Annotated in this window: 19 protein-coding genes, 1 tRNA gene and 1 pseudogene; 11 read left to right on the top strand and 10 right to left on the bottom strand. The window is 71.2% G+C overall.

Annotated features, from left to right (window positions below):
• Nucleotides 1–132: integrase core domain-containing protein (locus FQY64_RS07300; protein WP_146473403.1), on the top strand; the 132-nt coding region annotated here is incomplete at its 5' end.
• On the opposite strand, the gene FQY64_RS07295 is transcribed toward FQY64_RS07300, so the two are convergent.
• From FQY64_RS07295 to FQY64_RS07280, 4 genes are all read right to left on the bottom strand, one after another.
• Entirely contained in the window at nt 129–1,256 is a 1,128-nt protein-coding gene (locus FQY64_RS07295) for a glycosyltransferase (protein WP_146473401.1), read from the bottom strand. The two genes, FQY64_RS07300 and FQY64_RS07295, sit on opposite strands and share 4 nt — an antisense overlap.
• Before the next feature lies 1 nt (nt 1,257).
• Entirely contained in the window at nt 1,258–2,187 is a 930-nt protein-coding gene (locus tag FQY64_RS07290) for a glycosyltransferase family 2 protein (RefSeq protein WP_146473399.1), read from the bottom strand.
• A complete protein-coding gene (locus tag FQY64_RS07285) occupies nt 2,184–3,137 on the bottom strand; it encodes a UDP-glucuronic acid decarboxylase family protein (protein ID WP_146473398.1) in 954 nt (317 codons plus the stop codon). The genes FQY64_RS07290 and FQY64_RS07285 overlap by 4 nt, the downstream gene beginning before the upstream one ends.
• Nucleotides 3,138–3,224: 87 nt before the next feature.
• The gene (locus FQY64_RS07280; RefSeq protein ID WP_146473396.1) at nt 3,225–4,037 is read right to left on the bottom strand and encodes a glycosyltransferase family 2 protein; all 813 of its coding nucleotides are present in this window, start codon (nt 4,035–4,037) and stop codon (nt 3,225–3,227) included.
• Between FQY64_RS07280 and FQY64_RS07275 the strand changes: the two genes are divergently transcribed.
• Nucleotides 4,033–5,091, top strand: a complete 1,059-nt coding sequence (locus FQY64_RS07275; RefSeq protein ID WP_186760887.1) for a CDP-glycerol glycerophosphotransferase family protein — start codon at nt 4,033–4,035, stop codon at nt 5,089–5,091. The genes FQY64_RS07280 and FQY64_RS07275 overlap by 5 nt on opposite strands.
• Nucleotides 5,092–5,101: 10 nt before the next feature.
• Here FQY64_RS07275 and FQY64_RS07270 read toward each other — a convergent pair whose 3' ends face one another.
• Genes FQY64_RS07270 through FQY64_RS07255 form a run of 4 tightly spaced genes read right to left on the bottom strand, consistent with a single transcriptional unit; the run spans nt 5,102 to nt 9,496 of the window.
• Entirely contained in the window at nt 5,102–6,628 is a 1,527-nt protein-coding gene (locus FQY64_RS07270) for a PH domain-containing protein (protein WP_146473394.1), read from the bottom strand.
• Nucleotides 6,612–7,124 (bottom strand): PH domain-containing protein, encoded by a 513-nt coding sequence (locus FQY64_RS07265; RefSeq protein ID WP_229814945.1) that lies wholly within the window; start codon nt 7,122–7,124, stop codon nt 6,612–6,614. The genes FQY64_RS07270 and FQY64_RS07265 overlap by 17 nt, the downstream gene beginning before the upstream one ends.
• Nucleotides 7,121–8,551, bottom strand: coding sequence for a tetratricopeptide repeat protein (locus tag FQY64_RS07260; protein WP_146473392.1), 1,431 nt, complete (start codon nt 8,549–8,551; stop codon nt 7,121–7,123). The genes FQY64_RS07265 and FQY64_RS07260 overlap by 4 nt, the downstream gene beginning before the upstream one ends.
• Before the next feature lie 24 nt (nt 8,552–8,575).
• On the bottom strand, nt 8,576–9,496 hold the full coding sequence (locus FQY64_RS07255) for a lauroyl acyltransferase (protein ID WP_146473390.1): 921 nt from the start codon (nt 9,494–9,496) through the stop codon (nt 8,576–8,578).
• A gap of 96 nt (nt 9,497–9,592) precedes the next feature.
• Here FQY64_RS07255 and dtd point away from each other — a divergent pair, with 96 nt between their 5' ends.
• The 6 genes from dtd (at nt 9,593) to FQY64_RS15045 (ending at nt 14,364) form a co-directional block, all read left to right on the top strand.
• Nucleotides 9,593–10,033: a D-aminoacyl-tRNA deacylase gene (gene dtd, locus FQY64_RS07250; RefSeq protein WP_146473388.1), complete on the top strand. Its 441-nt coding sequence runs from the start codon at nt 9,593–9,595 to the stop codon at nt 10,031–10,033.
• A gap of 71 nt (nt 10,034–10,104) precedes the next feature.
• A complete protein-coding gene (gene rpoD / locus FQY64_RS07245; protein ID WP_146473386.1) occupies nt 10,105–11,952 on the top strand; it encodes an RNA polymerase sigma factor RpoD in 1,848 nt (615 codons plus the stop codon).
• A gap of 106 nt (nt 11,953–12,058) precedes the next feature.
• A complete protein-coding gene (locus FQY64_RS07240; RefSeq protein ID WP_186760886.1) occupies nt 12,059–13,222 on the top strand; it encodes a suppressor of fused domain protein in 1,164 nt (387 codons plus the stop codon).
• A gap of 42 nt (nt 13,223–13,264) precedes the next feature.
• A tRNA-Ile gene (locus FQY64_RS07235) sits at nt 13,265–13,340 on the top strand.
• A 209-nt stretch (nt 13,341–13,549) separates the two neighbouring features.
• Nucleotides 13,550–14,101: a hypothetical protein gene (locus tag FQY64_RS07230; RefSeq protein ID WP_146473382.1), complete on the top strand. Its 552-nt coding sequence runs from the start codon at nt 13,550–13,552 to the stop codon at nt 14,099–14,101.
• A complete protein-coding gene (locus FQY64_RS15045; RefSeq protein ID WP_244942402.1) occupies nt 14,014–14,364 on the top strand; it encodes a nuclear transport factor 2 family protein in 351 nt (116 codons plus the stop codon). The genes FQY64_RS07230 and FQY64_RS15045 overlap by 88 nt, the downstream gene beginning before the upstream one ends.
• A gap of 196 nt (nt 14,365–14,560) precedes the next feature.
• On the opposite strand, the pseudogene FQY64_RS07220 reads toward FQY64_RS15045, so the two are convergent.
• Nucleotides 14,561–16,627 (bottom strand): annotated as a pseudogene (locus FQY64_RS07220) (putative bifunctional diguanylate cyclase/phosphodiesterase); the annotation flags it as partial.
• 384 nt (nt 16,628–17,011) lie between these two features.
• On the opposite strand from FQY64_RS07220, the gene FQY64_RS07215 reads away from it, so the two are divergent.
• The 3 genes from FQY64_RS07215 (at nt 17,012) to hemC (ending at nt 19,543) form a co-directional block, all read left to right on the top strand.
• Entirely contained in the window at nt 17,012–17,689 is a 678-nt protein-coding gene (locus FQY64_RS07215) for an alpha/beta hydrolase (protein WP_146473377.1), read from the top strand.
• A 134-nt stretch (nt 17,690–17,823) separates the two neighbouring features.
• The gene (locus FQY64_RS07210) at nt 17,824–18,564 is read left to right on the top strand and encodes a LytR/AlgR family response regulator transcription factor (protein ID WP_186760884.1); all 741 of its coding nucleotides are present in this window, start codon (nt 17,824–17,826) and stop codon (nt 18,562–18,564) included.
• Nucleotides 18,565–18,598: 34 nt separating this feature from the next.
• Nucleotides 18,599–19,543 carry a hydroxymethylbilane synthase gene (gene hemC, locus FQY64_RS07205; RefSeq protein WP_146473375.1) on the top strand — a complete coding sequence of 315 codons (945 nt, stop codon included), beginning with the start codon at nt 18,599–18,601 and terminating at the stop codon, nt 19,541–19,543.
• 28 nt (nt 19,544–19,571) lie between these two features.
• On the opposite strand, the gene FQY64_RS07200 is transcribed toward hemC, so the two are convergent.
• Entirely contained in the window at nt 19,572–22,571 is a 3,000-nt protein-coding gene (locus tag FQY64_RS07200; RefSeq protein WP_146473373.1) for a valine--tRNA ligase, read from the bottom strand.
• Nucleotides 22,572–22,665 lie beyond the last annotated feature (94 nt).

Raw genomic sequence — 22,665 nt, 5'->3', positions numbered from 1 at the left:
CAGCGCCGCGAGGCGCTGCAGGACTGGCTGCATCACTACAACTGTCACCGCCCACACAGCGCACTCGGCGGTCAGCCACCCATCACCCGCTTGGCGCTCCGCCGAAACAACCTATTGAAGCTTCACACCTAGTGTGCGGCGGCGGCCAGCGCGCGCCGGTAGGCGGCCTCGGTGAGCTCGACGAAGCGCGCAAGGCCGAACTCGCGCTCGGCATGCGCGCGCGCCGCCGCGCCCATGGCCGCAAGCCGCTCGCGCTGCGCCAGCATCGCGCGTATCGCGGCGGCGATCGCGCCGCGGTCGCGTACCGGCACGATCCAGCCGTCGCGGCCCGGCTCGACGTTCTCGGGCAGACCCGCGTAGTCGGACACCAGCACCGGCTTGCCCATCGCCATCATCTCGCGGCACGCGAACGAGATCGTCTCCACGTCCCACGACAGCACGAAGCCGGCATCGAGCGCGGCGATGAACGGACGCACGTCGTCCAGCAGGCCGACGAACCGCACCTGCGCGGCCAGGCCGAGCGCCTCGACGCGGGCGCTTGCCTCCGCCGACGGCGGTTTGCCGGCGAGAAGCACCCGCACCTGCGCGCGCTCGTGCGGCTCCAGCAACGCCAGCGCCTCGACCAGATCCAGCCAGCCCTTGTAATCGGCGGTGCCGGCATTGCTGCCCAGCGCCAGCGCGTCGTCGCGCTCCACCCATTGCCGACGCGCGGCGCGCGCGGCTTCCGGCGGCCACGGCGCGAAGCGTTGCAGGTCGACGCCGTTGGGAACGGTGTCGATCGCGCAGCAGCCGTACGGCGAGGCGGCGAGCTGGCGCGCGGTATGCGCGCTGACCGCGAGCACGCGGTCGGTGCGGCGCGCGCGCAGACGGTGGCCAAGGCTGCGCACCGGCTTGGAGTTGTGCTTGGTCCACACCAGCGCCGGACGTGGATGCAGCCCGCGCAGCGCGGCGATCGCGAGACGGTGATCGGCGGTGCCGTTGACGTGGACCAGTTCGATGCCGTGCGCCTGCAGCAGCGCGCGCAGCCGCCGCCTCGCCGCCGGCCAGCGCGGCAGCCCGCGCAGGCCGTTCGGATAGGTCTGCGCGTGCACCCGGAGCCCTGCGATCGCCTGCCCTTCGCGATGCAGGCGACTGCCCGCCGGCACCGCCAGATGCACCGCATGCCCGCGCGCGAGAAGCCCGCGCGCGAGCGCCAGCAGATAGGTCGTGTGGCCGCCGCCGTCGCCGCCGTGGAAGTTGGTCAGCAGCAGCCGCATGTCAGCGGCGCCGGCGTCCGCGCAACGGCGTGCTCAGCACGCGCGCGGCGCGTTCGAGCCGCTTCCATACCGGCGCCGGCGCGCGCCACATCAGGCCGGCGTAGCGCTTGAGCTCGGCCCAGTCGGGTTCGGGCTTGGTCTTGAACTCGAAACGCGCGAGGTCGGGCGCGAACACCGGATCGAATCCCACGCGCTGTCCGTAGACGTTGATCAGCGCGCGCGAGCGCATCCGGTTGAAATAGGTGCTGACCGCGCCGCGGCTGGACCACCAGCCGTTGTTGCCGTGGATCCGATAGCCGACCTGCCCGGTCGGCAGGTAGTACTTGCGCGCGCCGAGCACGCTGGCGCCGAACACCAGACAGTTGTCGGCCGACAGCCGCCAGCTCGCCATCGCCTCGGCCGGCAGATCGAGGCAGCGTGCGGCCCACGGCGTGCGCAGCGACAGCGCCGAGGTCGGCGCGCCGTACCAGTAGCCGTACACGTAGGTGCTGACCGCGGTGTAGCCCAGATCCTGCGCGCGCTTCGCGTAGGCCACGTGGCCGGTTTCGTTGCCAAACAGATGCAGGTCGGAGAACACGAAGTCGACGTCGCGGCGTGCGTCGTACACTGCGCCGATGCGTGCGAGGTACTCCGGCCCCCAGCGGTCGTCGGCGTCGAGAAAGCACACCACGTCGGCGCGCACCCGCTCCAGTCCGCGCCGGAATGCGATCAGTTGGCCGCCGTTGGGGCCGCACACCAGCTCCACGCGCCGATCATCGCCGTAGCGCTCGCGCAGCAGCTCGGGCGAACCGTCGGTGGAACCGTCGTCGACCACGATCACCTGCAGCGGCGCGCGCGTCTGCGCCAGCGCGCTGTCCACCGCTTCGATCACGAACGCGCGGTAGTTGTAGCAGGTGACGACGACCGCGAAGGTGGTCGATGCTGCGCTCATGCCGGCAGGCCCTCCTCCTCGTGCAGGCGGCGGAAGTAGGCGATGGTTTCCTTCAGGCCGTCTTCCAGCGGCACCGTCGGCGTCCAGCCGAGCTTCTCGCGCGCGAGCGCGATGTCCGGCTGCCGCTGGCGCGGATCGTCGGCCGGCAGCGGCTTGAACACCAGCCGGGAGCGGCCGCCGACCAGCCGCAGCACGGTCTCGGCCAGTTGCAGCATGGTGTATTCGCCCGGGTTGCCGATGTTGACCGGACCGGTGAAGCCGGCCGGCGTTTCCATCATCCGCACCATGGCTTCGATGAGATCGTCGACGTAGCAGAAGCTGCGGGTCTGCTGGCCGTCGCCATAGATGGTGATGTCGCGGCCGGTCAACGCCTGCACGATGAAGTTGCTCACCACGCGGCCGTCGTTGGGGTGCATGCGCGGACCGTAGGTGTTGAAGATCCGCACGACCTTGATGTCGAGCCGGTGCTGGCGGTAGTAGTCGAAGAACAGCGTCTCGGCGCAGCGCTTGCCTTCGTCGTAGCAACTGCGCGGGCCGATCGGGTTGACCCGGCCCCAGTAGCTCTCCGGTTGCGGATGCACTTCGGGATCGCCGTACACCTCGCTGGTGGAGGCCTGCAGGATGCGCGCCTTCACCCGCTTGGCGAGGCCCAGCATGTTGATCGCGCCGTGCACGCTGGTCTTGGTGGTCTGCACGGGGTCGAACTGGTAGTGCACCGGCGAGGCGGGGCAGGCCAGGTTGTAGATGCGGTCGACTTCGACGTAGAGCGGGAAGCACACGTCGTGCCGCATCAGCTCGAAGTACGGATGCTCGAGCAGGTGCACGACGTTGCGGCGCCGGCCGGTGAAGAAGTTGTCCACGCACAGCACTTCATGGCCGTCGCGGATCAGGCGCTCGCAGAGGTGGGAACCGAGGAAACCGGCGCCGCCGGTCACGAGGATGCGCTTCATGCGGAGTGGGCCTGCCGGGCACGGCGGTCGAGGCGCGCATTCTCGGCGGTCCAGTGCCGGTTGTCATGTGGGGGTGACCGAGCCCGCTCACGTCGCGCGGTCGCGCGGCGGGTCGTCCACCGGCAGGCCGCGCTGCAGCATCCACAGCATGATCGCCTTCTGCCGCACGTAGTTGGCGCGCACGTAGGCGTACACCAGCCCGTGCCAGCCGTCGAGGAAGCCGAGCCGCAGCACGTAGCCGCGCCAGAAGCGCCAGGCCGGCGACAGCACCAGTTTGGCGAGCGTGGCGCGCTTGCCGCGCGCGAACTCGTGTTCGGCCATCATCCGCGCGTAGCGCTGGGTCTTGGCGAGCTGCTGCGACAGCGAGCGGTACGGGTAGTGGATCAGGTCGCCGCGCAGCGTGCGCACCGGGCCGTCCACGCTCGCGGCCTCGTGCACCTCGCGGCTGCCGCGCCAGCCGCCGCGGCGGCGGTCGAACAGGCGCAGCACACGGTCGGGGTAGGCGTTGCCGTGGCGCAGGAAGCGGCCGAAGTAATTCGACAGCCGCGCGAAGCGGTAACCGGCGGCGCCCTCGAAACCGCGCGCGCGTTCGGCCTCGATCGCCTCGCGCAGCGCATCGCTCACGCGCTCGTCGGCATCCAGGCACAGCACCCAGTCGTGCGCGGCCTGCTCGATCGCGAACTGCTTCTGGCTGCGGAAGCCGGTGAACGTGCGCGCGATCACCCGCGCGCCGCGGTCGCGGGCGATCGCCGCGGTGGCGTCGGTGGAGTGCGAGTCGACCACCACGATCTCGTCGCAGAACGCGAGCGAGTCGAGGCAGTCGCCGATCCGGTCGGCTTCGTTGAACGCGATAATGCAGGCCGAGATCGGAACCCGCGTGCGGGTCGGGGACGCGTTGATGGCGGACTTCCTGTTGTTCGCGACCGAGCGCTACGGACTGCCCATCCTGCAGCCGCTGGCCGAGGCGCTGCAAGCCGCCGGGCACCGCCCGCACGCATTGCTGGTGCGCGGCGCGGCCGGCGCGCGCCTGTCCGGCGTGCCCGCGCTCGACGTGCGCCAGGCGGTGGCGCTGCGTCCGCGCGCGGTGTTCAGCGCCGCCAACGACGTGCCGACGTTCGTCCGCGGCGCCAAGGTGCAACTGTTCCACGGCTTCAACGTCGAAAAGCGCGGCGACGCGCGCGGCCACTTCCGCATCCGTGGCGTGTTCGACCTGTACTGCACGCAGGGGCCGGCGACCACCGCGCCGTTCCGCGAACTGGCGCGCCGGCACGGCCATTTCGCCGTGGTCGAGACCGGATGGCCCAAGCTCGATCCGCTGTTCCAGGCCGACTCGCCGGTGCAGCGCGAAGCACAAGCGTTGCGGGCGTCGGCCCACGGCCGGCCGGTGGTGCTGTTCGCCTCCACCTTCACCGAACGCCTGAGCGCGGCGCCGCATCTGCACGATGCGATCGCCGCGGAGATCGCGCGTGGCGAGCGCTACTGGCTGCTCACCCTGCATCCCAAGTGCGTACCGGCGCTGTTCGAGCGCTACCGCGCGCTCGCTGGCCCGAACGCGGCGTTCGTCGAGACCGAGCAGCTGATCGTCGCCCAGCGTGCGGCCGACGTGCTGGTGGCCGACACCACTTCGGTCGTGTCGGAGTTCGTGGTGCAGCGCAAGCCGGTGGTGACGTTCCGCAACCGCGCGCCGAAGCCGCACATGCTCGATTTCGACGATCCGGCGCGGCTGCCGGAAATGCTGGCGCGCGCGTTCGCGCCCGACCGCAGCTTGCGCGAAGCGATCGCCGCCTACGCGGACGCCATCCACCCCTGGCGCGATGGCCGCAGCTCGGAGCGCGTCATCGCTGCCACCGAAGCCCTCCTGCGCGGCGAACTCGGCCGCCTGCGCCGCAAGCCGATGACGGCCTGGTGGCGCGCGCTGCAGATCCGCCGCGAGCTCGGCTACTGGGGCTTCTGACTGCAGCCCGTCACCAGCGCATCGGCCGCGCCGCCATGCGCGCGGCGAGGGCGTCGTAGAGGGCGCGCGCTTCGGCCGCGGGCAGGAAGCGGATCCGCAGCGGCGGCGAGAACGGGCCGGCGCCGGCGGTGTCGAGCCACAGCGTCGCCGTGCCGCAGCGACGGTCGAGCGGGTTCTGCGCCAGGCGCAGGGCCTGCAGCTTGTCGACTTCGGCACAGCGCCAGTGCCGGCTCCACCAGCCTTCGCGCACCGCGATCACGTGCTCGTCGAGCGTGTACCCGGCATGGCGCAGATGGCGCCGGGCGACCAGCGCCGACCACGGCAGCCACAGCAGGACGAGCGCGCCCGGCGCGCCGAACCGCCATCCGAGCGCCGCCGCCAGCGCGCCCGCGACCAGCAGCGATGGCCACCACAGCCGCCACCAGTGGCGGGTGGCGAGCGGCTGCCACGCCAGCTCGCGCCAGCGCGCGCGCGGCAGCAGGTGCTCGATCAGCGCATCGCACGCGGCCGGCGTGGCGACCGGCGCCAGCTCGCGCAGCGCGCGGCCTTCGCCCTGCTGGCCGTTTTCCGTCACCGCGGTGTCCACGCTCAGCGTGCGGCGCCCGAACAGGCGGTGCAGCACGCTCTCGCGCAGCGTCCACGCCTGGATCCGGCGCCGCGCGGCGCTGGTGCGCAGGCGCGCCAGCAGGCCGCGCTCGACGGTGAGCCGCGCGCCGTCCTCGCTGAGGGTGAAACCGTGGTACTGCAGCAGCGCCAGCGCCACCGAGAACATGCGCAGCGCCGCCACCGCCGCCACGATCAGCGCCAGCGCGCCGAGCACGTAATCGCGCGGGCCGAAATGCGCCAGATCGACCGACCCGGCGATCCGGCGCCCGAGCCACTCCATGCCGTCGCCGAGCAGACGCTCGTCGAACTGCGCGACGGCGGCGAAACCGGCGCCGACGACGATCATGCCGCGGTTGGAGATCAGGCCCAGCCGCACCACTTCCGCCAGCGGCATCGACAGCAGCGCGCGCGGCGTCCCGGCGGATGCGCCCTCGGCGGTGGCCGCTTCCGCGCCGCGACGGCGGATCAGCGATTCGAGCGCGAGCGCGTCCTGCAGCTTGAGCACGCGCATCTCCGCTTCCGGCCGCGTGCCGCCGGCCGATTCCAGCCGCACCTCGGCCACGCCGAACAGCCGGTGCAGCAGGCTCTGGCGCAGCGCGACGTTGTGGATGCGCGCGAACGGAATCACCCGCAGGCTGCGTTCCAGCAGGCCGCTGCGCACGACCAGCCGGTCGCCGGCCACGCCGTAGCGATAGGTGAAGTACTGCCACACCGACACCAGCGCCAGCACGCCGACGCCGATCAGCCCCCACAGCTCGTTGCGGTCGCCGCGGCCGAACACGAACAGCACCACCAGCGGCAGCACGAAGTGGCGCAACTGCTGCAGCAGCACGAACAGCCACGACATCGGATGCAGCCGGTGCTCGGCCGCGCCCGCCGCGATCACCGGATCGAGCGCCGCGCCCGCCGCGGGCTCAGGCGTCGTCGTCATGGTCGATCTGCTCGCCGAGCACGTCGCGCAGGCGGCGCGCGTCCTCCGCGTCGAGATTCGGCAGATGCACCGCGCTGTGGCGGGTGCCGGCGGTGTAGACCACCAGGGTCGCCAGGTCGCGCGCGCGCTGCAGCGGACCCTGCTTCAGATCGAGGTGCTGCACGCGGTTGAGCGGCACGCGCGTCTCGCGCAGCCAGGAGCGCCCGCGCCGGATCGCGAGCCCCTGCGCATCCAGCCGCCAGCGCGCGTAGCGGTGGCTGCGCAGACCGAAGCCGACCGCGAACGCGAGCCCCGCCAGCAGCGCGAGCCCCACCAGCAGCAGGCGCGGCAGGTCGAACAGCGCCGACAGCGCGAACGCGGGCGCCGCCACCGCCAGCGCCAGCGGCAGCGCACCGAGCACGAACAGCGGCCGCGCGCGCGCCGGCAGCATCTGCCAGCCGCCGTCGGCGGGCGCCAGCGGCGCCGCGGCGTCGATCGCATCCGACGGCAGGCTCATCGCGCGGGCCCTCCGGTCAGGTCGAAGTCGCGGTCGACGTAGGGACGGCCGCGGCGGTACAGCGCCAGGCGGGCGCGCATGCCCTTGGCCACCGGCGCCGGCGCGTCGGCCGGCAGACGCGCGATCGCGTCCTGCTGCCAGGCGACGGCCTGGGCGAAGTCGCCGTTGGCGGCGTAAGCGGCGGCGACGGTGTCGAGTTCGCTGCTGTGCAGTTCGGCGCGCCGCTCGATCAGGTGCCGCGCGAGCTCCAGCGCCCGCGGCGGGTCGCGCTGGCCGTCGACCGGACAGGTCGCCAGCAGCCACACGCGATTGTTGCGCGCGACGTCCAGGCCCGCGTCTTCCGCGCGTTCGATCCACTCCACCGCGCGCCGGCAGTCCAGCGGCAGGCCGGCCGCGCCTTCGCTGTAGAAGTTGGACAGCGCCAGCATGGCGTCGCGATCGCCGGCCTCGGCCGCGCGCTGCGCGTGCGGCAGCAGGCGGCGCAGGGTTGCCGCGTCCGGCGGCGCGTCGCCTTCGACCAGCGCCTGCAGCAGCGCGCTGGCGGCCTTGGCGTGGCCGGCTTCGCTGGCGCGTTCGAGCAGCGCGATCGCGCGCTCGCGGTCGCGGCGCACCAGGGGCTCGTGACCGGCGTAGGTGAGCGCGCCGAGCTGCCACAGCGCCAGCGGGTCGCCGTCCTCCGCCTTGCGCTCGAGCGCGGCGAGGCGGCGGCGGAAGGCGGTGTCGTAGGCCGGCCAGCGTTCGTTGAGCCGCGTGCGCTGCGCGGCATCCTCGCGCAGCGGGCCTTCGACCGTGACCAGCGACGGCGGCTCGGCACCCTCGCCGCCCACGGTATCGCCCAGCAGGTGCTCGAGCAGCGCGCGCTCGCCGACCGTGCGCCCCTGTTCGGCGATCAGCGCCGACAGCTCGTTCGACAGCGCCTCCGGTTCGATCCGCCAAGCGCCGTCCTCGCGCACGAAATCGGGCCCGAAGAAGAACTGCTCGCCGTCCGGCGCGCCGACCTCGCCGACCGCGCGGTCGGCGCCGATCAGGGTCACGTGGCTGAGCGCGGCCGGCCGGGCGTCCGCATGCCGCATCCACACCGAGCAGATCCGCTTGCGCCAGCACAGCGTCGCGACCCCGCGCTCGTCGAGCGCGGCCAGCGCATCGGCATCCGCATGCAGGCGCAGCGCCATCACCACCAGCCGGTCCCACGGCGGCAGGCGGCGCACCTGCTCGGCGGAGGCGTACAGCGCGGCATCGCGCAGGAAACCGAAATGCCGCAGATGCGCGCCCGAATACAGCGCGACCACCGCCGGATCCTCCTCCGGCGCCAGTTCCGCATAGCGCCCCCAGGCGGCGCTGACCGCGTTCATCGCATCGAGATCGTCGGCCGCGCGCGCGCCGAGCGCGAACGGCAGGCACAGCAGCAGAAGGAGGCGTCGCGACATGGGCGTCCTGCACGAAGGGTGGCGTCAGCGCTGCCGGTACGGGTTGTCTTCGCCCGAGCCCGGCGGCCGCAGCGTATAGCGTTTGTAGGTCCACTGATACTGCGCCGGATCGCGTCGGGCGATGTGCTCGACCGCCGCGTTGAGCGCCGCGACCGCCCGCTTCGGGTCGGCATCGTCGATGCCCGCAGGCGCCGGTTCGATGCGCAAGGCGAAGACGGGCTCGCCGTGGCGGCCGGTGTCGAGGCGTTCGCAGTAGGCGAACAGCACCACCGCGCCGGTGCGGTGCGCGAGGCGGCCGAGCAGGGTCATGGTCAGCGCCTGCACGCCGAAGAACGGGGCGAACTCGCCGTCGCCGGCTTTCGGCTGCTGATCGGGCAGGATGCCGACCACGCCGCCGGCCCCGAGCCGCCTGTAGACCTGGCGGATCGCGCTGCCCTCGGCGCGGATCTGCGTCACCCGGTCGCCGAATGCGGCGCGCGCGCGTTGCAGGAAGGCCTCGCCGATCGCCGATTCCGGCGGGCGGTAGAGGATCGCCAGCGACGTGCGCGAGGCCAGCCACTGGTTCAGCAGCTCCCAGTTGCCGTAGTGCGGCGCGGCCACGATCACGCCACGCCCGCTCGCCAGCGCGGCGTCGAACAGCGCAAGCCCGGTGGTCTCGTGGATCAGGGCGAGATTGCGCTGCGGCCGCCGCGTCCACAGGCGCAGGGTTTCCAGCGCCTGGTGCGCGGTGGTGCGCAGGATCGCCTCGTGGCGCTCGATGCGTTCGTGTGCCAGCAGCTCGGGGTAGGCCAGGTCGAGGTTCACCCGGGCCACGCGGCTCTCGCGGGCGTCCAGCCGCAGCCACAGCCAGGCGAGCACATCCGCCACCCGCAGCAGCCACGGCCACGGCAGTTGCGCGAACAGGCGCGCGAGCAGGAACAGCAGGCGGGCGGCGAGCGCGGTCATCGCCGGCAGTCTAGCCGGCCGCCCGTGCGGGCAGCGGCTTGCGCGCGTCCGCCGAACCGTCACACTGCCGCTTCCCGCCACCGTCGAGCCGTTCGCATGCTTGCCCTGATCCAGCGCGTCAGCGAAGCCCGCGTCGAGGTCGACGGCGAGCGCGTGGGCGCGATCGGCCCGGGCCTGCTCGCCTTCGTCGGCATCGAACCGGCAGACGGCGAGCGCGAACTGGCGCGGATGACCGAACGCCTGCTGGGCTACCGCGTGTTCGACGACGAAGCCGGGCGCATGAACCGCAGTCTGAACGAGACAGGCGGCGGCCTGCTGCTGGTCAGCCAGTTCACCCTGGCGGCGGACACCCGCAGCGGGATGCGCCCCGGTTTCAGCACGGCGGCGGCGCCGGCGATCGCTGAACCGCTTTTCAACCGGCTTGCGGAGGCCTGCCGGGCGCGGCATCGTGGCCCGGTGGAAACCGGCCGGTTCGGCGCCCATATGAAGGTGAGCCTGGTCAACGATGGCCCGGTCACGTTCCTCTTGCGGGCCTGAGGCCGCCCCGTCTCGGCCGGCCTGCTATACTGGAGCGTTCTCTACCCCTCCTTTCAGCGGTGGCGCAGCCCATGGCCAACGAACGTCCGGCTCCCCAGTCCGACATCAAGCAACTCATCAGCAAGGGCCTGGAGCAGGGCTATCTGACCTATGCCGAGGTCAACGATCACCTGCCCGACGACCTGGTCGACGCCGAGCAGATCGAAGACATCATCGGCATGATCAACGGGATGGGCATCGAGGTCCACGAGGTGGCGCCCGATGTCGAAACCCTGCTGCTCGCCGAAGGCACCACCAGCGGCCGCGAGGTCGACGAGACCGCGGCCGAGGAAGCCGCCGCCGCGCTGACCTCGCTCGACGGCGAGGGCGGCCGCACCACCGACCCGGTGCGCATGTACATGCGCGAGATGGGCACGGTGGAGCTGCTCACCCGCGAGGGCGAGATCGCGATCGCCAAGCGCATCGAGGAAGGCCTGAACCAGGTCCAGGCCTCGCTGGCCTCGTTCCCCGGCACCATCCGCGCCATCCTCGACGACTACGAGCAGCACAAGGCCGGCAAGAAGCGCCTGGCCGAGATCATCGTCGGCTTCAACGACGCCGAGCCCGAACCCGAGCCGCTGCCGGTCGACGAGATGGCCGAGCCGGAGGAGGTCGAGGACGAGGAAGTCGAGGCCGCCGAGGACGAGGTCGAGGCCGGCCCGGTCGGTCCCGATCCGGCGATGGTGGCCGAGCGCATGCAGGCGCTCGCCGACGCCTGGTCGAAGTTCGAGAAGGCCTACGCCAAGCACGGCCCGAGCCACAAGAGCGTGCTCAAGCTGCGCGAGGAAATGGCCGCGATCTTCGTGACCTTCAAGCTGCCGCTCGGCCTCGCCGACCAGCTCACCCGCAACCTGCGCGAAGTGGTCGGCCAGGTGAAGGAGCACGAGCGCCGCATCCTCGATCTCGCCACCCGCGTGGCGAAGATGCCGCGCAAGGACTTCATCCGCGCCTGGGAAGGCAATCAGACCAACCTCGGCTGGGTCGACGACCTGCTCAAGCGCAAGCAGAAGTGGTCCTCGGGGCTGCGCGAGGTCAAGGACCGCATCGTCGCCGAGCAGGAAGCGACGATCGCCATCGAGCAGGCCAACTTCATCACGCTCGCCGATCTCAAGGAGATCAGCCGCGCGCTCGCCTACGGCGAAGCCAAGGCGCGCAAGGCCAAGAAGGAGATGGTCGAGGCCAACCTGCGCCTGGTGATCTCGATCGCCAAGAAGTACACCAACCGCGGCCTGCAGTTCCTCGACCTGATCCAGGAAGGCAACATCGGCCTAATGAAGGCGGTGGACAAGTTCGAGTACCGCCGCGGTTACAAGTTCTCGACCTACGCCACCTGGTGGATCCGCCAGGCGATCACCCGCTCCATCGCCGATCAGGCGCGCACCATCCGCATCCCGGTGCACATGATCGAGACGATCAACAAGCTCAACCGCATTTCGCGCCAGATGCTGCAGCAGCACGGCCGCGAACCGACGCCGGAGGAGCTGGCGAAGGAGATGGACATGCCGGAGGACAAGATCCGGAAGGTCCTGAAGATCGCCAAGGAGCCGATCTCGATGGAGACGCCGATCGGCGACGACGAGGATTCGCACCTCGGCGACTTCATCGAGGACACCAACGTCGAGTCGCCGATCGACGCCACCACCTCGATCAACCTGCAGGAGACCGTGCGCGAAGTGCTCGCCGGCCTGACCCCGCGCGAGGCCAAGGTGCTGCGCATGCGCTTCGGCATCGACATGAACACCGACCACACGCTGGAAGAAGTCGGCAAGCAGTTCGACGTCACCCGCGAGCGCATCCGCCAGATCGAGGCCAAGGCGCTGCGCAAGCTGCGCCACCCCTCGCGCAGCGAGCAGCTCCGCAGCTTCCTCGACATCGACTGAGCGAACCGGCGAACCCGCGTCGCGAAAGGGCCCGCTCCGGCGGGCCCTTTCCATTTGCCGGTCGGGCTGCTGTGATGGGCGCGGGACGGGCATGGGGAGTGGGGCGATGGATCTGACGCTGGGGCTGGCGGTCGCGGCGCTGCTGGGATTGCTGGTGTGGTGGTGGCGGCAGCGGCGCGCGATCGCGGTCGACGAGCACGGCGTCAGTCTGGTGCCGAACGACGACCGCGACATGGAGCGCGCCATCGCGCACGCCCGCGAGAACTTCCACTTCTTCGTCGAGCGCCTGCGCGATCCGCACCCCGGCGACGAGAACTTCGCGGTCAAGGTGGCCATCACCCACGACGGCAACACCGAGCATCTGTGGCTGACCGGCGTGCGCGTGGACGGCGACGTACTGGAGGGCGAGATCGCCAACGAGCCGCAGCTCGTGCCGATGAAGCTGGGCGAGCGCTGGCGCGGCGACCGCAGCCGCCTCAGCGACTGGACCTTCTTCAGCGACGGACGCATGCAGGGCAACTTCACCCTGCGCGCGATGCTGCCGCGCATGCCGAAGGCGCAGCGCGACCAGATGCGCGCGCTGCTCGAAGGCCGCTGGGACACGCGCGAGCTGGTGCATCGCCCTTGGCCCGCCGGGGCGCCCATGCCCGGGCGCCCGCTTCCGGACGACCTCAGCCACGGCGATGGCGTGCTGATGGCCGGCGTGCAGCGTCATCTGGACGCGCATCTGGGCGAGCTGCCGCAGGTCTTCCACGAACTGGTCTCGCCGAGCGCGCACATCGACCTGTATCCCTATCCGGCCACCGCCGAACGGCCGTTCCACGTGGTCGCCACCACCGGCATGGCCGAGCGGCCGATGCAGCTTCCCGAGGGCGTGCGCGGCGATGCGCACGTCGAGCTCATGCTGCTGTTGCCGCCGCAGTGGCCGCTCGACGCGGCGGCCTGGCAGGACGAGCGCCACTACTGGCCGCTGCGCTGGCTCAAGCGCGTGGCGCGCTTCCACTACGAAACCGGCCGCTGGCTGGGGGAAGGCCACGTGCTCACCCACGGCGAGCCGCCGACCCCGATCGACGCGAGCACCGCCTGCGACGCCGTGCTGCTCGCGCGACCGGCACGGCTGCCCGCGGCGCTACATCGCGTGCGCCTGGACGACGGCCGCGAAGTCCGCTTCCTGTGCCTGTACTTCCTCGACGCCGAACAGCGCGCCCAGCTCGAGGAGCGCGGCTTCGAGGACCTCTGCAGCGACCTCGCCACGCGCCTGTCGGTTTGAGGCTGCCTCGCCACCGCATCCGCGCGATAATCCCCGCCCCGTGGGCCTATAGCTCAATGGTTAGAGCAGAGGACTCATAATCCTTTGGTTCCAGGTTCGAGTCCTGGTGGGCCCACCAGCATCCACACCGGCGGCCGCGTGTGTGTGCGGGAAACCATAGTTTGGCCGTTTTGGCCGATCTATGAGCATCTGAAAGCCAGCGTAGCCCGGGTTGCGTGGCAACCCCGGGGTTGATGTGGAGGCAAGCACGACATCACACCCAACGCTGCCACGCCGTCGCAGCAGTAATACGCCGCCGGCCGCCTGACCACGTATCGCTACACCAGCGTGGACATCGGCGGTGCGACGCACACCTACACCCGCACGTTCGCGGGGTGGGACAGCTACCAGGAAGCCAGCGTCACCGGCGTTTCCACCGACACGAACTACCGCACCACCACCAACACGCTCAGCTACGACGGCTACGGGCGCCTGATCGGCCAGCGCGAGCACACCAACTACAGCAAGGTCGCGATCAACGACCGCCAGCGGTACTACGCCTACACCGGCGATGGCCTCGTGCAGTTGCGCCGCGAGGGCGAAATCAACAAGGACACCGGCGTCTTCGAGCAGAAGGCCGATAACCAGCGTGCCTTGCATCGCCCTTGCGCCCTCTCGCCGGCGCGTGGGCCAGGCCCCTGCCCACGGTGCGGGCCACGCCGCAACGCCGGCATGACACGCGACCGTGGACGCTACCTGCGGAACCGCGCGGTCGCCGGCGGTGCGGCATGGGGATGGCGGAGGAGCGCAGGATGGAAGCCGATGCGTGGAGCCTGGAGCAGGCGCTGTGGACGGGCGGGGTGGAGACGTACGAGCGCACGCTCGCGCCCCGGGCGCTGACCGTGGTGCCGGCGGAGCGCGGCCTGCTCGATCGCGCCGCGACGATGGACGCGATCCGCAGCGCACCGCGCTGGAGCCGGGTGGAGATGCTCGAGCGGCGCGACATGCGCCCACGGGCCGACATCATCGTGCTCGCCTATCGCGCCGAGGCAACGCGCGAGGACGGCGACGCCTACCGCGCCTGGTGCAGCTCGGTGTACGTGCGCGAACGCGACGGCTGGCGCCTCGCGCTGCACCAGCAGACGCCGCTGCCGAAGCCGTAGTGGCCAGCAGCTCCCGTACGCAGGCGCGGAGCCGGCGAGCCCCGCCCACCCGCGACGCCACACGCTCAATGCCGCCGCGCCGCGCCGCGCCGTCCTGCGCCTGCGGGCGGGCGGGGTCGAGGGTGACATGGCCGTCGTGCTGCAGGTGCTGCAGCAGGTATTCGCTGAACTGGTGGGGCGGCATCGGCCGGGCGATGTAGTAGCCCTGCGCCGCGTCGCAGCCGGCCTTGGCCAGCCATTCGAGCGTGCGGCTGTCCTCCACGCCCTCGGCGGTCACGCTGGCGCCCAGGTTGTGGGCCAGTTCGATGGTCGCGCACACGATCGACTGGTCGGCGCCGGAGCCGAAGATGCCGGCGGTGAACGAGCGGTCGATCTTGACCTCGTCCGGCGCGAGCTGGCGCAGGTACGAGAGCGACGCATGCCCGGTGCCGAAATCGTCGAGCGAGATGCGCACGCCGTGCGCGCGCAGCCGCCGCACGGTGGCGAACGCGAGCGCCGGATCGCGCATCATCGCCGTCTCGGTGATCTCCAGCGTGAGACAACTTCCGATGTCGCGACCGAGCCCGGTGATGTGGCCGACCAGCGCGGGATTGCAGACATCGTTGGCCGAGACGTTGACCGAAAGACCCAGGCGCAGGCCCTGCCGTTTCCACTCGCGGCAGTGCGCGGCGGCGCGCCGCACCAGATACAGCGTCATCTCCGAGACGACCTCGGTCTTCTCCGCCAGCGGCACGAACATGCTCGGCGGCAGCGGACCGTAGGCGGGGTGATCCCAGCGCACCAGCAGTTCGGCGCCGCTCACGCGCCGCGCCCTGAGGTCGTACTTGGGCTGCAGCGCGTAGCCCAGCGTGTGCTCGCGGATCGCCCGCCGCAGGTCGGCCAGCAGGGTGAGGTTGCGCGGGTCGGGCACCAGCGACGCTGTGTACAGCGCCACGCTGCCGGGGTGCATGCGCGCCGCCGTGCAGGCGATCGCCGCGGCGCGCAGCACCTCCTCGACGTCGCCACCGTGATCGGGGTGCAGCGCCGCGCCGGCGCACGCGCTCAGCTCGAACGGCACGCCGGCCACTTCCAGGCGGCGTCCGGTCAGCCGCACCAGCGCACGCATCGCGGTCTCGGCGCCCTCGGCGTCGGTGCGGTCGAGACAGACGACAACGAAGCCTTGGTCGCTGATCCGCGCCACCGGGCCGCTGTGGTGCTCGCGCAGCCGCTGCGCGAGCGCGTGCAGGAGCTGCTCGACGAAGGCGTGCCCGGCGATCGCCTCCACCGGCTCCAGTTCCAGCAGCTCCAGACGGATCGCTGCGAACGGCCGGCCCTGCGCGATCAGCGCTTCCAGCGCCTGGCGCAGGCCATGACGGTTCGCCAGTTGCGTCACCGGATCGTGCAGCGCGAGATGGTCGGCGCGCGCCTCCGCCTGCGCGCGCGAGAGCGCCTCGGCGGCCGCGCGCTGTCGCGCCCGTCGCCACCACACCAGCAGCACGATCGCCGCGGCCAGCACCGGCAGCGCCACCAGGATGCCGAGCCGCAGGCCGGAGAGATACGGCTCGCGCGGCGTCAGGTTGGCCAGCCAGGTCAGATACAGCCGCTGCTTCTCGCCGCTGCGCGAAGCCGCATGCAGACCGGCGTTGATGCGCGCGAGCAGCGCCTGGCGGTCGGGCAGCACCGCGAACGCGTATTCGCGTTCCAGCAGCGGCGGGCTGAGCGAAACCACGTCGCGCAGACCGTGGCGCTGGATGGCCTCGTAGCCGATGTACATCGGCGCGATCGCGTAGTCGGCGCGGCCGTCCTGCACCGCGCGCAGCGCGTCGCCCTCGACGTCGACCGGCACGATGCGCACACCCCGCGTGCGGCGTAGCTCTTCCCAGGCCACGCCCGCGATCTGCGCCGCCACGCGATGGCCCGCGAGCGCCTGCAGATCCGCCACGTGAGCGCTCCCGCGGCGTCCGAACACCAGGTGGTAGCTGCGCAGGAACGGCTCGCTGAAACGCAGCCGGCGCGCGCGCTCCTCGGTCACCAGCATCGGCACGACGTCGACGCGGCGCGCGTGCAGGTCGGCGATCACCGACTCCCACGGGCCCAGGCGGTAGTCGACATCGAGGCCCGCATGCGCGGCGACCGCGCGGAACAACTCGACGTCGAAACCGGTCGCACGTCCGCGCTCGTCGACGAAGTCGAACGGCGGGTAGCCCGCGTCGCCCGCGTACACCACGCGCAGCGGCGTGGCGGAAGGCGCCGCCTGGGCGAGCGCGAACACCAGCAGCACCATGGCGAACAGCGCCGTTCCGAAGCGGAGCGGCGCGACGGCCGGCCTGTGTGCGGCGCGAGCGTTCGCCAAGACGCTGTCCCGAATTCCCACCCGGCCCGACTGTCTCGCAGGGCGAGGGCGAGGCGACGTGAATTCCGGGCGCCCGGATGCGCGCGTAGGGGTTTTCCCCGACATCGCGGTCCTGCCATTTCCGGATGTGCAGCGCGCTACGGATGAGCCACAGTGACTTCGCCCCGGCCCGAACGAAGCGCCCGCGGTGGGCGTATCGCAGCGGAGGGTTCACCCGGCGCCGGTGCCAATCCCCAGATGACGCCCCAGACGGCCAGGCCGCCCCTCCCAGGCGCCTGGCCGTCCTCCTTCCGGCCGTTGCGGCACAATCGCCGGATGGACACGACCGCCCTGCTCGACGCGCTCGAACACGAAACCGGCGCCAATCCGCGCTGGAGCATCCTCTGGCTGCACGGCCTCGGCGCCGACGGCCACGACTTCGCGCCGATCGTCCCCGAACTGGTGCGCGCCGGGTGGCCGGCGCTGCGCTTCGTCTTCCCGCACGCGCCGGTGCGCGCGGTCACGATCAACAACGGCGTGCGCATGCGCGCCTGGTACGACATCCGCGACTTCGATCTGGCCAATCGCGCCGACATGGACGGGGTCGACGCTTCGGTCGCGCAGGTCGAAGCGCTGATCGCGCGCGAGGCCGAGCGTGGCGTGCCGCCGGAGCGGGTGATCCTCGCCGGCTTCTCGCAGGGCGGGGCGATCACGCTGGCCGCCGGTCTGCGGCGGACGACGCCGCTGGCGGGACTGATCGCGCTGTCGACCTATCTGCCCGCGCCGCAACAGGCGATCGCGGGCGCGACGGCGGCGGCGAAGCGGCAGCCGGTGTTCGTCGCGCACGGCAGCTTCGACCCCGTGGTGCCGTTCCAGGCCGGCCTGCAGAGCGCGGGGGTGCTGCGCCAGCTCGGCTGCGAGGTGGACTGGCACGCCTATCCGATGGGCCATCAGGTCTGCGCGGAGGAAATCGCCGACCTCGCCGCGTGGCTGGGACGGCGTCTCGCCGGCTGACCGCTTCACGCTCCGTGACCGGCGTGCTGACAGGCGGCGCGCCGGCTGGCTACTATCCCGGGCAGGGGCGAGTGGCCGGGCCGCGCGAGCGGTGCCGGTGGACCTACTGTGGGGAGCAGGGGGAGCGCTGGCCGATGAATGCGGGGTTGAAGGTCGTCATTGCCGATGATGAGCCGCCGGCGCGCGAGCGCCTGAAGTCGCTGCTCGGAGACATCGGCGACGTCGAGGTGATCGCCGAGGCCGGCGACGGCCAGCAGGCCCTGCAGGCCTGCGCCGAACATGCGCCCGACCTGGTCCTGCTCGACATCGCGATGCCGGGGATGGACGGCCTGGAGGCCGCGCGCCATCTCGCCGCGTTCGAGCCCCGTCCGGCGGTGGTGTTCTGCACCGCCTACGACGTGCACGCGCTGTCGGCGTTCGAGGCCGAGGCGATCGACTACCTGGTCAAGCCGGTGCGCCCGGAGCGTCTGGCCGCCGCGCTCGAGCGCGTGCGCACCTTCGCCGCCGGCCGCCGCCAGGCGCAGGACGCGCCCGCCCGTCCGCGCCGCACGCATCTGTGCGCCCGCCTGCGCGGCAACCTGCGGCTGATCCCGATCGAGGACGTGCACTACTTCCACGCCGAGGAGAAGTACGTCGTCGTCCACCACGCGCGCGGCGAGGATCTGATCGAGGAATCGCTGAAGTCGTTGGAGGACGAGTTCGGCGACCGCTTCGTGCGCATCCACCGCAACTGTCTGGTGGCGCGGCACGAGCTGATCGAACTCAAGCGGCGGCCCGACGGCCACGTGCAGGCGGTGCTGCGGCACGCCAAGGAGCCGCTCGAGGTCAGCCGCCGCTGCGTCGCCCACCTGCGCGAGGCCGTGCGCCTGCTGTAGGGGCGGGCGCCGCGCCACCCCGTAGAATGGCGCGATGCGCACGCTCCGCATCGCCACCCGCAAAAGCCCGCTCGCGCTCTGGCAGAGCGAGCACGTCGCCGCGCGCCTGCGCGCCGCGCACCCGGGCCTGGCCGTCGAACTGGTGCCGATGAGCACCCGCGGCGACGAAGTGCTCGACCGCTCGCTGGCCGCCATCGGCGGCAAGGGGCTGTTCCTGAAGGAACTGGAGCTCGCGATGCTGCGCGGCGAGGCCGACTGCGCGGTGCACTCGCTGAAGGACGTGCCGATGGAGCTGGAGCCCGGCTTCGCGCTGCCGGCGATCCTCACCCGCGCCGATCCGGCCGATGCCTTCGTCAGCCCGCGCTTCGCCGGCCTCGACGCGCTGCCGCGCGGCGCCCGGGTCGGCACCTCCTCGCTGCGCCGGCAGGCGCAGTTGCGCGCGCTGCGACCCGATCTGGAGCTGCGCGACCTGCGCGGCAACGTCAACACCCGCCTGGCCAAGCTCGACGGCGGCGAGTACGACGCCATCGTGCTCGCCTGCGCCGGGCTGCAGCGGCTCGGCCTCGACGCGCGCATCCGCGCGCGGCTGGAGCCGCCGCACTGGTTGCCGGCGCCGGCGCAGGGCGCGATCGCGGTGGAGTGCCGCGACGACGCGGCGGACGTGCTCGCCCTGTGCGCCGCGCTCGACGATGCCGACACCCGCGTCTGCGTGGAGGCCGAGCGCGCGATGAACCGCGCGCTGCACGGCAGTTGCCACGTGCCGGTGGCGGCGTTCGCGCGATTGGCCGATGGCCGGCTGCATCTGAGCGGTCTGGTCGGCTCGGCGCGCGACGGCGCGCGGGTGCGCGCCGACGCCGAGGCGCCGCGCGATGCGGCGGAGGCGCTCGGGCGCGAGGTCGCCGCGCGCCTGCTCGCGCAGGGCGCGCGCGAGCTCATCGCCGCCTGCGCCGAGCCGGATACCGGGCCCTACACGTCCTGACGAAGGCGCGCGGCGCGGCGGGTCCGGCTCAGCCCAGCCGCGCGCGCTGCGCGGCGAGCGCGGCGTGCTGCGCGCTCCAGTCGGCGAGGCGCTTGCGTTCCTGTTCGACGACCGCTTCCGGCGCGTTCTGCACGAAGGTCTCGCTGGCGAGCTTGTTGCGGCACTTGCCGATCTCGGCTTCGACGCGCTTGAGCTCCTTGTCCAGCCGCGCGCGTTCCGCAGCGAGGTCGACGAGGCCCTCCAGCGGCACGAACAGCTTCAGCTCGCCGACCACCGCCGCGGCCGCGGCGGGCGCCGCATCGGCGTCGGCGAGCCAGCCGATGCCTTCCAGCCGCACCAGAAACCGCAACTGCGCGGCGAAGCGCTCGATGCGCGCGCGGTCCGCCGCGTCGCCATCGGCGAGCAGTAGCGCGATCGTCTTCGACGGCGCGACGTTGAGCTCGCTTCGGATGCGGCGCAGCGCGGTGACCATCGCCTTCAGCCATTCGACGTCGGTCTCGGCCTGCGCGTAGTCGGCCGCCGGCAGCTCGTCCGCGGCCGGATAGGCGCGCAGCATGATCGACGTATCGGCGATTCCCAGCCGCGGCGCGACCGCCTGCCACAGCTCCTCGGTCACGAACGGGATCAGCGGGTGCAGCAGGCACAGCAGCCGCTCCAGCACGTGCAGCAGCGTGTGGCGCGTGCTGTCCGCGGCCGCGGCGTCGTCGCCCTGCAACGCGGGTTTGGCGAGTTCGACGAACCAGTCGCAGAACTGGTTCCAGGCGAACTCGTACAGCGCCTGCGCCAGCAGGTCGAAGCGGTATTCGGCGAAGTGCTGCGCGGCCTCGGCGGACACGCGCGCGAGCTGCGCCAGGATCCAGCGTTCGGGGTCGGTGACAGGCTGCGGCGTGCCGCGTGCGCTGAAGCCTTCCGTGTTCATCAGCACGAAGCGCGTCGCGTTCCACAGCTTGTTGCAGAAGTTCTTGTAGCCCTCGGCGCGGCCGAGGTCGAACTTGATGTCGCGGCCGGGACCGGCGAGCGCGGCCATGGTGAAGCGCAGCGCGTCCGCGCCGTGCGCGGCGATGCCGTTCGGGAATTCCTTGCGCGTGGCCTTCTCGATCTTGGCCGCCATCTGCGGCTGCATCAGGCCGGTGGTGCGCTTGCGCACCAGCTCGTCGGCGGAGATGCCGTCGATGATGTCGAGCGGGTCGAGGATGTTGCCCTTCGACTTCGACATCTTCTGGCCGTCCTTGTCGCGCACCAGGCCGGTGATGTAGACGTCGCGGAACGGCACCTGCCCGGTGAAGTGGTCGGTCATCATGATCATCCGGGCGACCCAGAAGAAGATGATGTCGAAGCCGGTCACCAGCACCGAGGACGGCACGTAGCGCCCGAATCCGCGCTCGCGCATCGCGTCCGCGTCCGGCCAGCCCATGGTCGAGAACGGCCACAGCGCGGAGGAGAACCAGGTCTCCAGCACGTCCTTGTCTTGCTTGAGTGCGTACTTTCCGAACCCCGCCGCAGTCAGCTCCGCTTCCAACGTGACATCGTCACTCTTGCTTCCGACGGCAATCCTCTCAAAGCGCCGCTGAGCTTGCTCTCCCAATTCTTCCGCGACGCGTTCCGTCATCTTGCGATACGCGTCATCTCGCGAGAGAGCGACCGTCTCCTTCCCCCAGATGTCGTACCACGCCGGGATGCGGTGGCCCCACCACAGCTGGCGGCTGATGCACCAGTCCTGGATGTTCTCCATCCAGTGCCGGTAGGTGTTGATCCAGTTCGGCGGCACGAAACGCACGTGGCCCTGCTCGACCAGCTCCAGGCCGCGCTTGCCGAGGCGGTCCATGCGCACGAACCATTGGTCGGTCAGGAACGGCTCGATCACCTGGCTGGTGCGGTCGCCTCTGGGCACCTGCAGCTTGTGCGGCTTCGTATCGACGAGAAGGCCAGCAGCTTCCAAATCATTGAGGATGACTCGACGGGCCTCAAAGCGATCGAGTCCGTGGTAGCGGGCGGGGATTTGCTCCGCGATTGCTTTCCCCACGATGGGATTGGCGGCAAGTTGCGAGCCCTCAACGGGCGCAAAGCGGAAATCATCGAAAAAGCTGGCTTTGATCTTTGCGTCAGGCGTGAAGACGTTGATCAACCCTCGGTTGGGAATCGCGTCAAAGACTCCTGTCTCGACATGCCGCTTCCAAACCGCGTAGTCGTTGAAGTCGTGCGCCGGCGTCACCTTGACCACGCCGGTGCCGAACTCGCGATCGACGTAGGCATCGGCGATGACCGGAATCTCGCGCTCGCACAGCGGCAGGCGCACGGTCCTGCCGACCAGATGCGCGTAGCGCTCGTCGTCGGGATGCACCATCACCGCGACGTCGCCGAGCATGGTTTCCGGGCGGGTGGTGGCGACCACGAGCTGCCCGCTGCCGTCGGCGAGCGGGTAGGCGATCGACCACAGGAAGCCGTCCTCCTCCGCGTTGACGACCTCGAGGTCCGAGATCGCCGTCTTCAGCACCGGATCCCAGTTGACCAGGCGCTGGCCGCGGTAGATCAGGCCCTCCTCGTACAGGCGCACGAAGGCCTCCAGCACCGCCTGCGACGCCATCGGATCCATCGTGAAGGTGCTGCGCGACCAGTCGCCGGAGGTGCCGAGCCGGCGCATCTGACGCTCGATGGTGTCGCCGGACTGCTGCTTCCACTCCCACACCTTGCGCACGAACGCCTCGCGGCCGAGCGAGTCGCGCGTTTCGCCCTTGCCTTCCAGCGCGAGGTTGCGACTGACCACCATCTCGGTGGCGATGCCGGCGTGGTCGGTGCCCATCTGCCACAGCGCATCGAAGCCGCGCATGCGGTGATAGCGGATCAGCGCGTCCTGCAGCGTGTGCTGGAACGCGTGGCCCATGTGCAGCGTGCCGGTGACGTTCGGCGGCGGCAGCAGGATGACGTACGGCTCGCCCTCGCCGCGCGGCTTGAATACGCCGCTGCTCTCCCACTGCTGGTAGATGCGGGTCTCGAAGCTTTTGGGGTCGTAGGTGGGGGCGAGGGACATGGTGGCCGGGATTCGGGATTGGAGATTCGGATCGGCGGGGTAGGGAGGACAGGATTCGGGGGACGCTACGCCGTCGTCGACGAAGCTCGCGCCC

The organism is Vulcaniibacterium thermophilum, assembly GCF_007923255.1.
Lineage (GTDB): Bacteria > Pseudomonadota > Gammaproteobacteria > Xanthomonadales > Xanthomonadaceae > Lysobacter_F > Lysobacter_F thermophilum.
Note: the sequence above shows the minus strand (reverse complement) of the source record. Positions and strands in the feature narration are given on the sequence as shown.

Bases quoted from the DNA above. Each gene is read 5' to 3' on its own strand.
- FQY64_RS07295 (WP_146473401.1), bottom strand. From the start codon at position 1,256: ATGCGGCTGCTGCTGACCAACTTCCACGGCGGCGACGGCGGCGGCCAC.
- FQY64_RS07290 (WP_146473399.1), bottom strand. From the start codon at position 2,187: ATGAGCGCAGCATCGACCACCTTCGCGGTCGTCGTCACCTGCTACAAC.
- FQY64_RS07285 (WP_146473398.1), bottom strand. From the start codon at position 3,137: ATGAAGCGCATCCTCGTGACCGGCGGCGCCGGTTTCCTCGGTTCCCAC.
- FQY64_RS07270 (WP_146473394.1), bottom strand. From the start codon at position 6,628: ATGACGACGACGCCTGAGCCCGCGGCGGGCGCGGCGCTCGATCCGGTG.
- FQY64_RS07265 (WP_229814945.1), bottom strand. From the start codon at position 7,124: ATGAGCCTGCCGTCGGATGCGATCGACGCCGCGGCGCCGCTGGCGCCC.
- FQY64_RS07260 (WP_146473392.1), bottom strand. From the start codon at position 8,551: ATGTCGCGACGCCTCCTTCTGCTGCTGTGCCTGCCGTTCGCGCTCGGC.
- FQY64_RS07255 (WP_146473390.1), bottom strand. From the start codon at position 9,496: ATGACCGCGCTCGCCGCCCGCCTGCTGTTCCTGCTCGCGCGCCTGTTC.
- dtd (WP_146473388.1), top strand. From the start codon at position 9,593: ATGCTTGCCCTGATCCAGCGCGTCAGCGAAGCCCGCGTCGAGGTCGAC.
- rpoD (WP_146473386.1), top strand. From the start codon at position 10,105: ATGGCCAACGAACGTCCGGCTCCCCAGTCCGACATCAAGCAACTCATC.
- FQY64_RS07240 (WP_186760886.1), top strand. From the start codon at position 12,059: ATGGATCTGACGCTGGGGCTGGCGGTCGCGGCGCTGCTGGGATTGCTG.
- FQY64_RS15045 (WP_244942402.1), top strand. From the start codon at position 14,014: ATGGAAGCCGATGCGTGGAGCCTGGAGCAGGCGCTGTGGACGGGCGGG.
- FQY64_RS07215 (WP_146473377.1), top strand. From the start codon at position 17,012: ATGGACACGACCGCCCTGCTCGACGCGCTCGAACACGAAACCGGCGCC.
- FQY64_RS07210 (WP_186760884.1), top strand. From the start codon at position 17,824: ATGAATGCGGGGTTGAAGGTCGTCATTGCCGATGATGAGCCGCCGGCG.
- hemC (WP_146473375.1), top strand. From the start codon at position 18,599: ATGCGCACGCTCCGCATCGCCACCCGCAAAAGCCCGCTCGCGCTCTGG.
- FQY64_RS07200 (WP_146473373.1), bottom strand. From the start codon at position 22,571: ATGTCCCTCGCCCCCACCTACGACCCCAAAAGCTTCGAGACCCGCATC.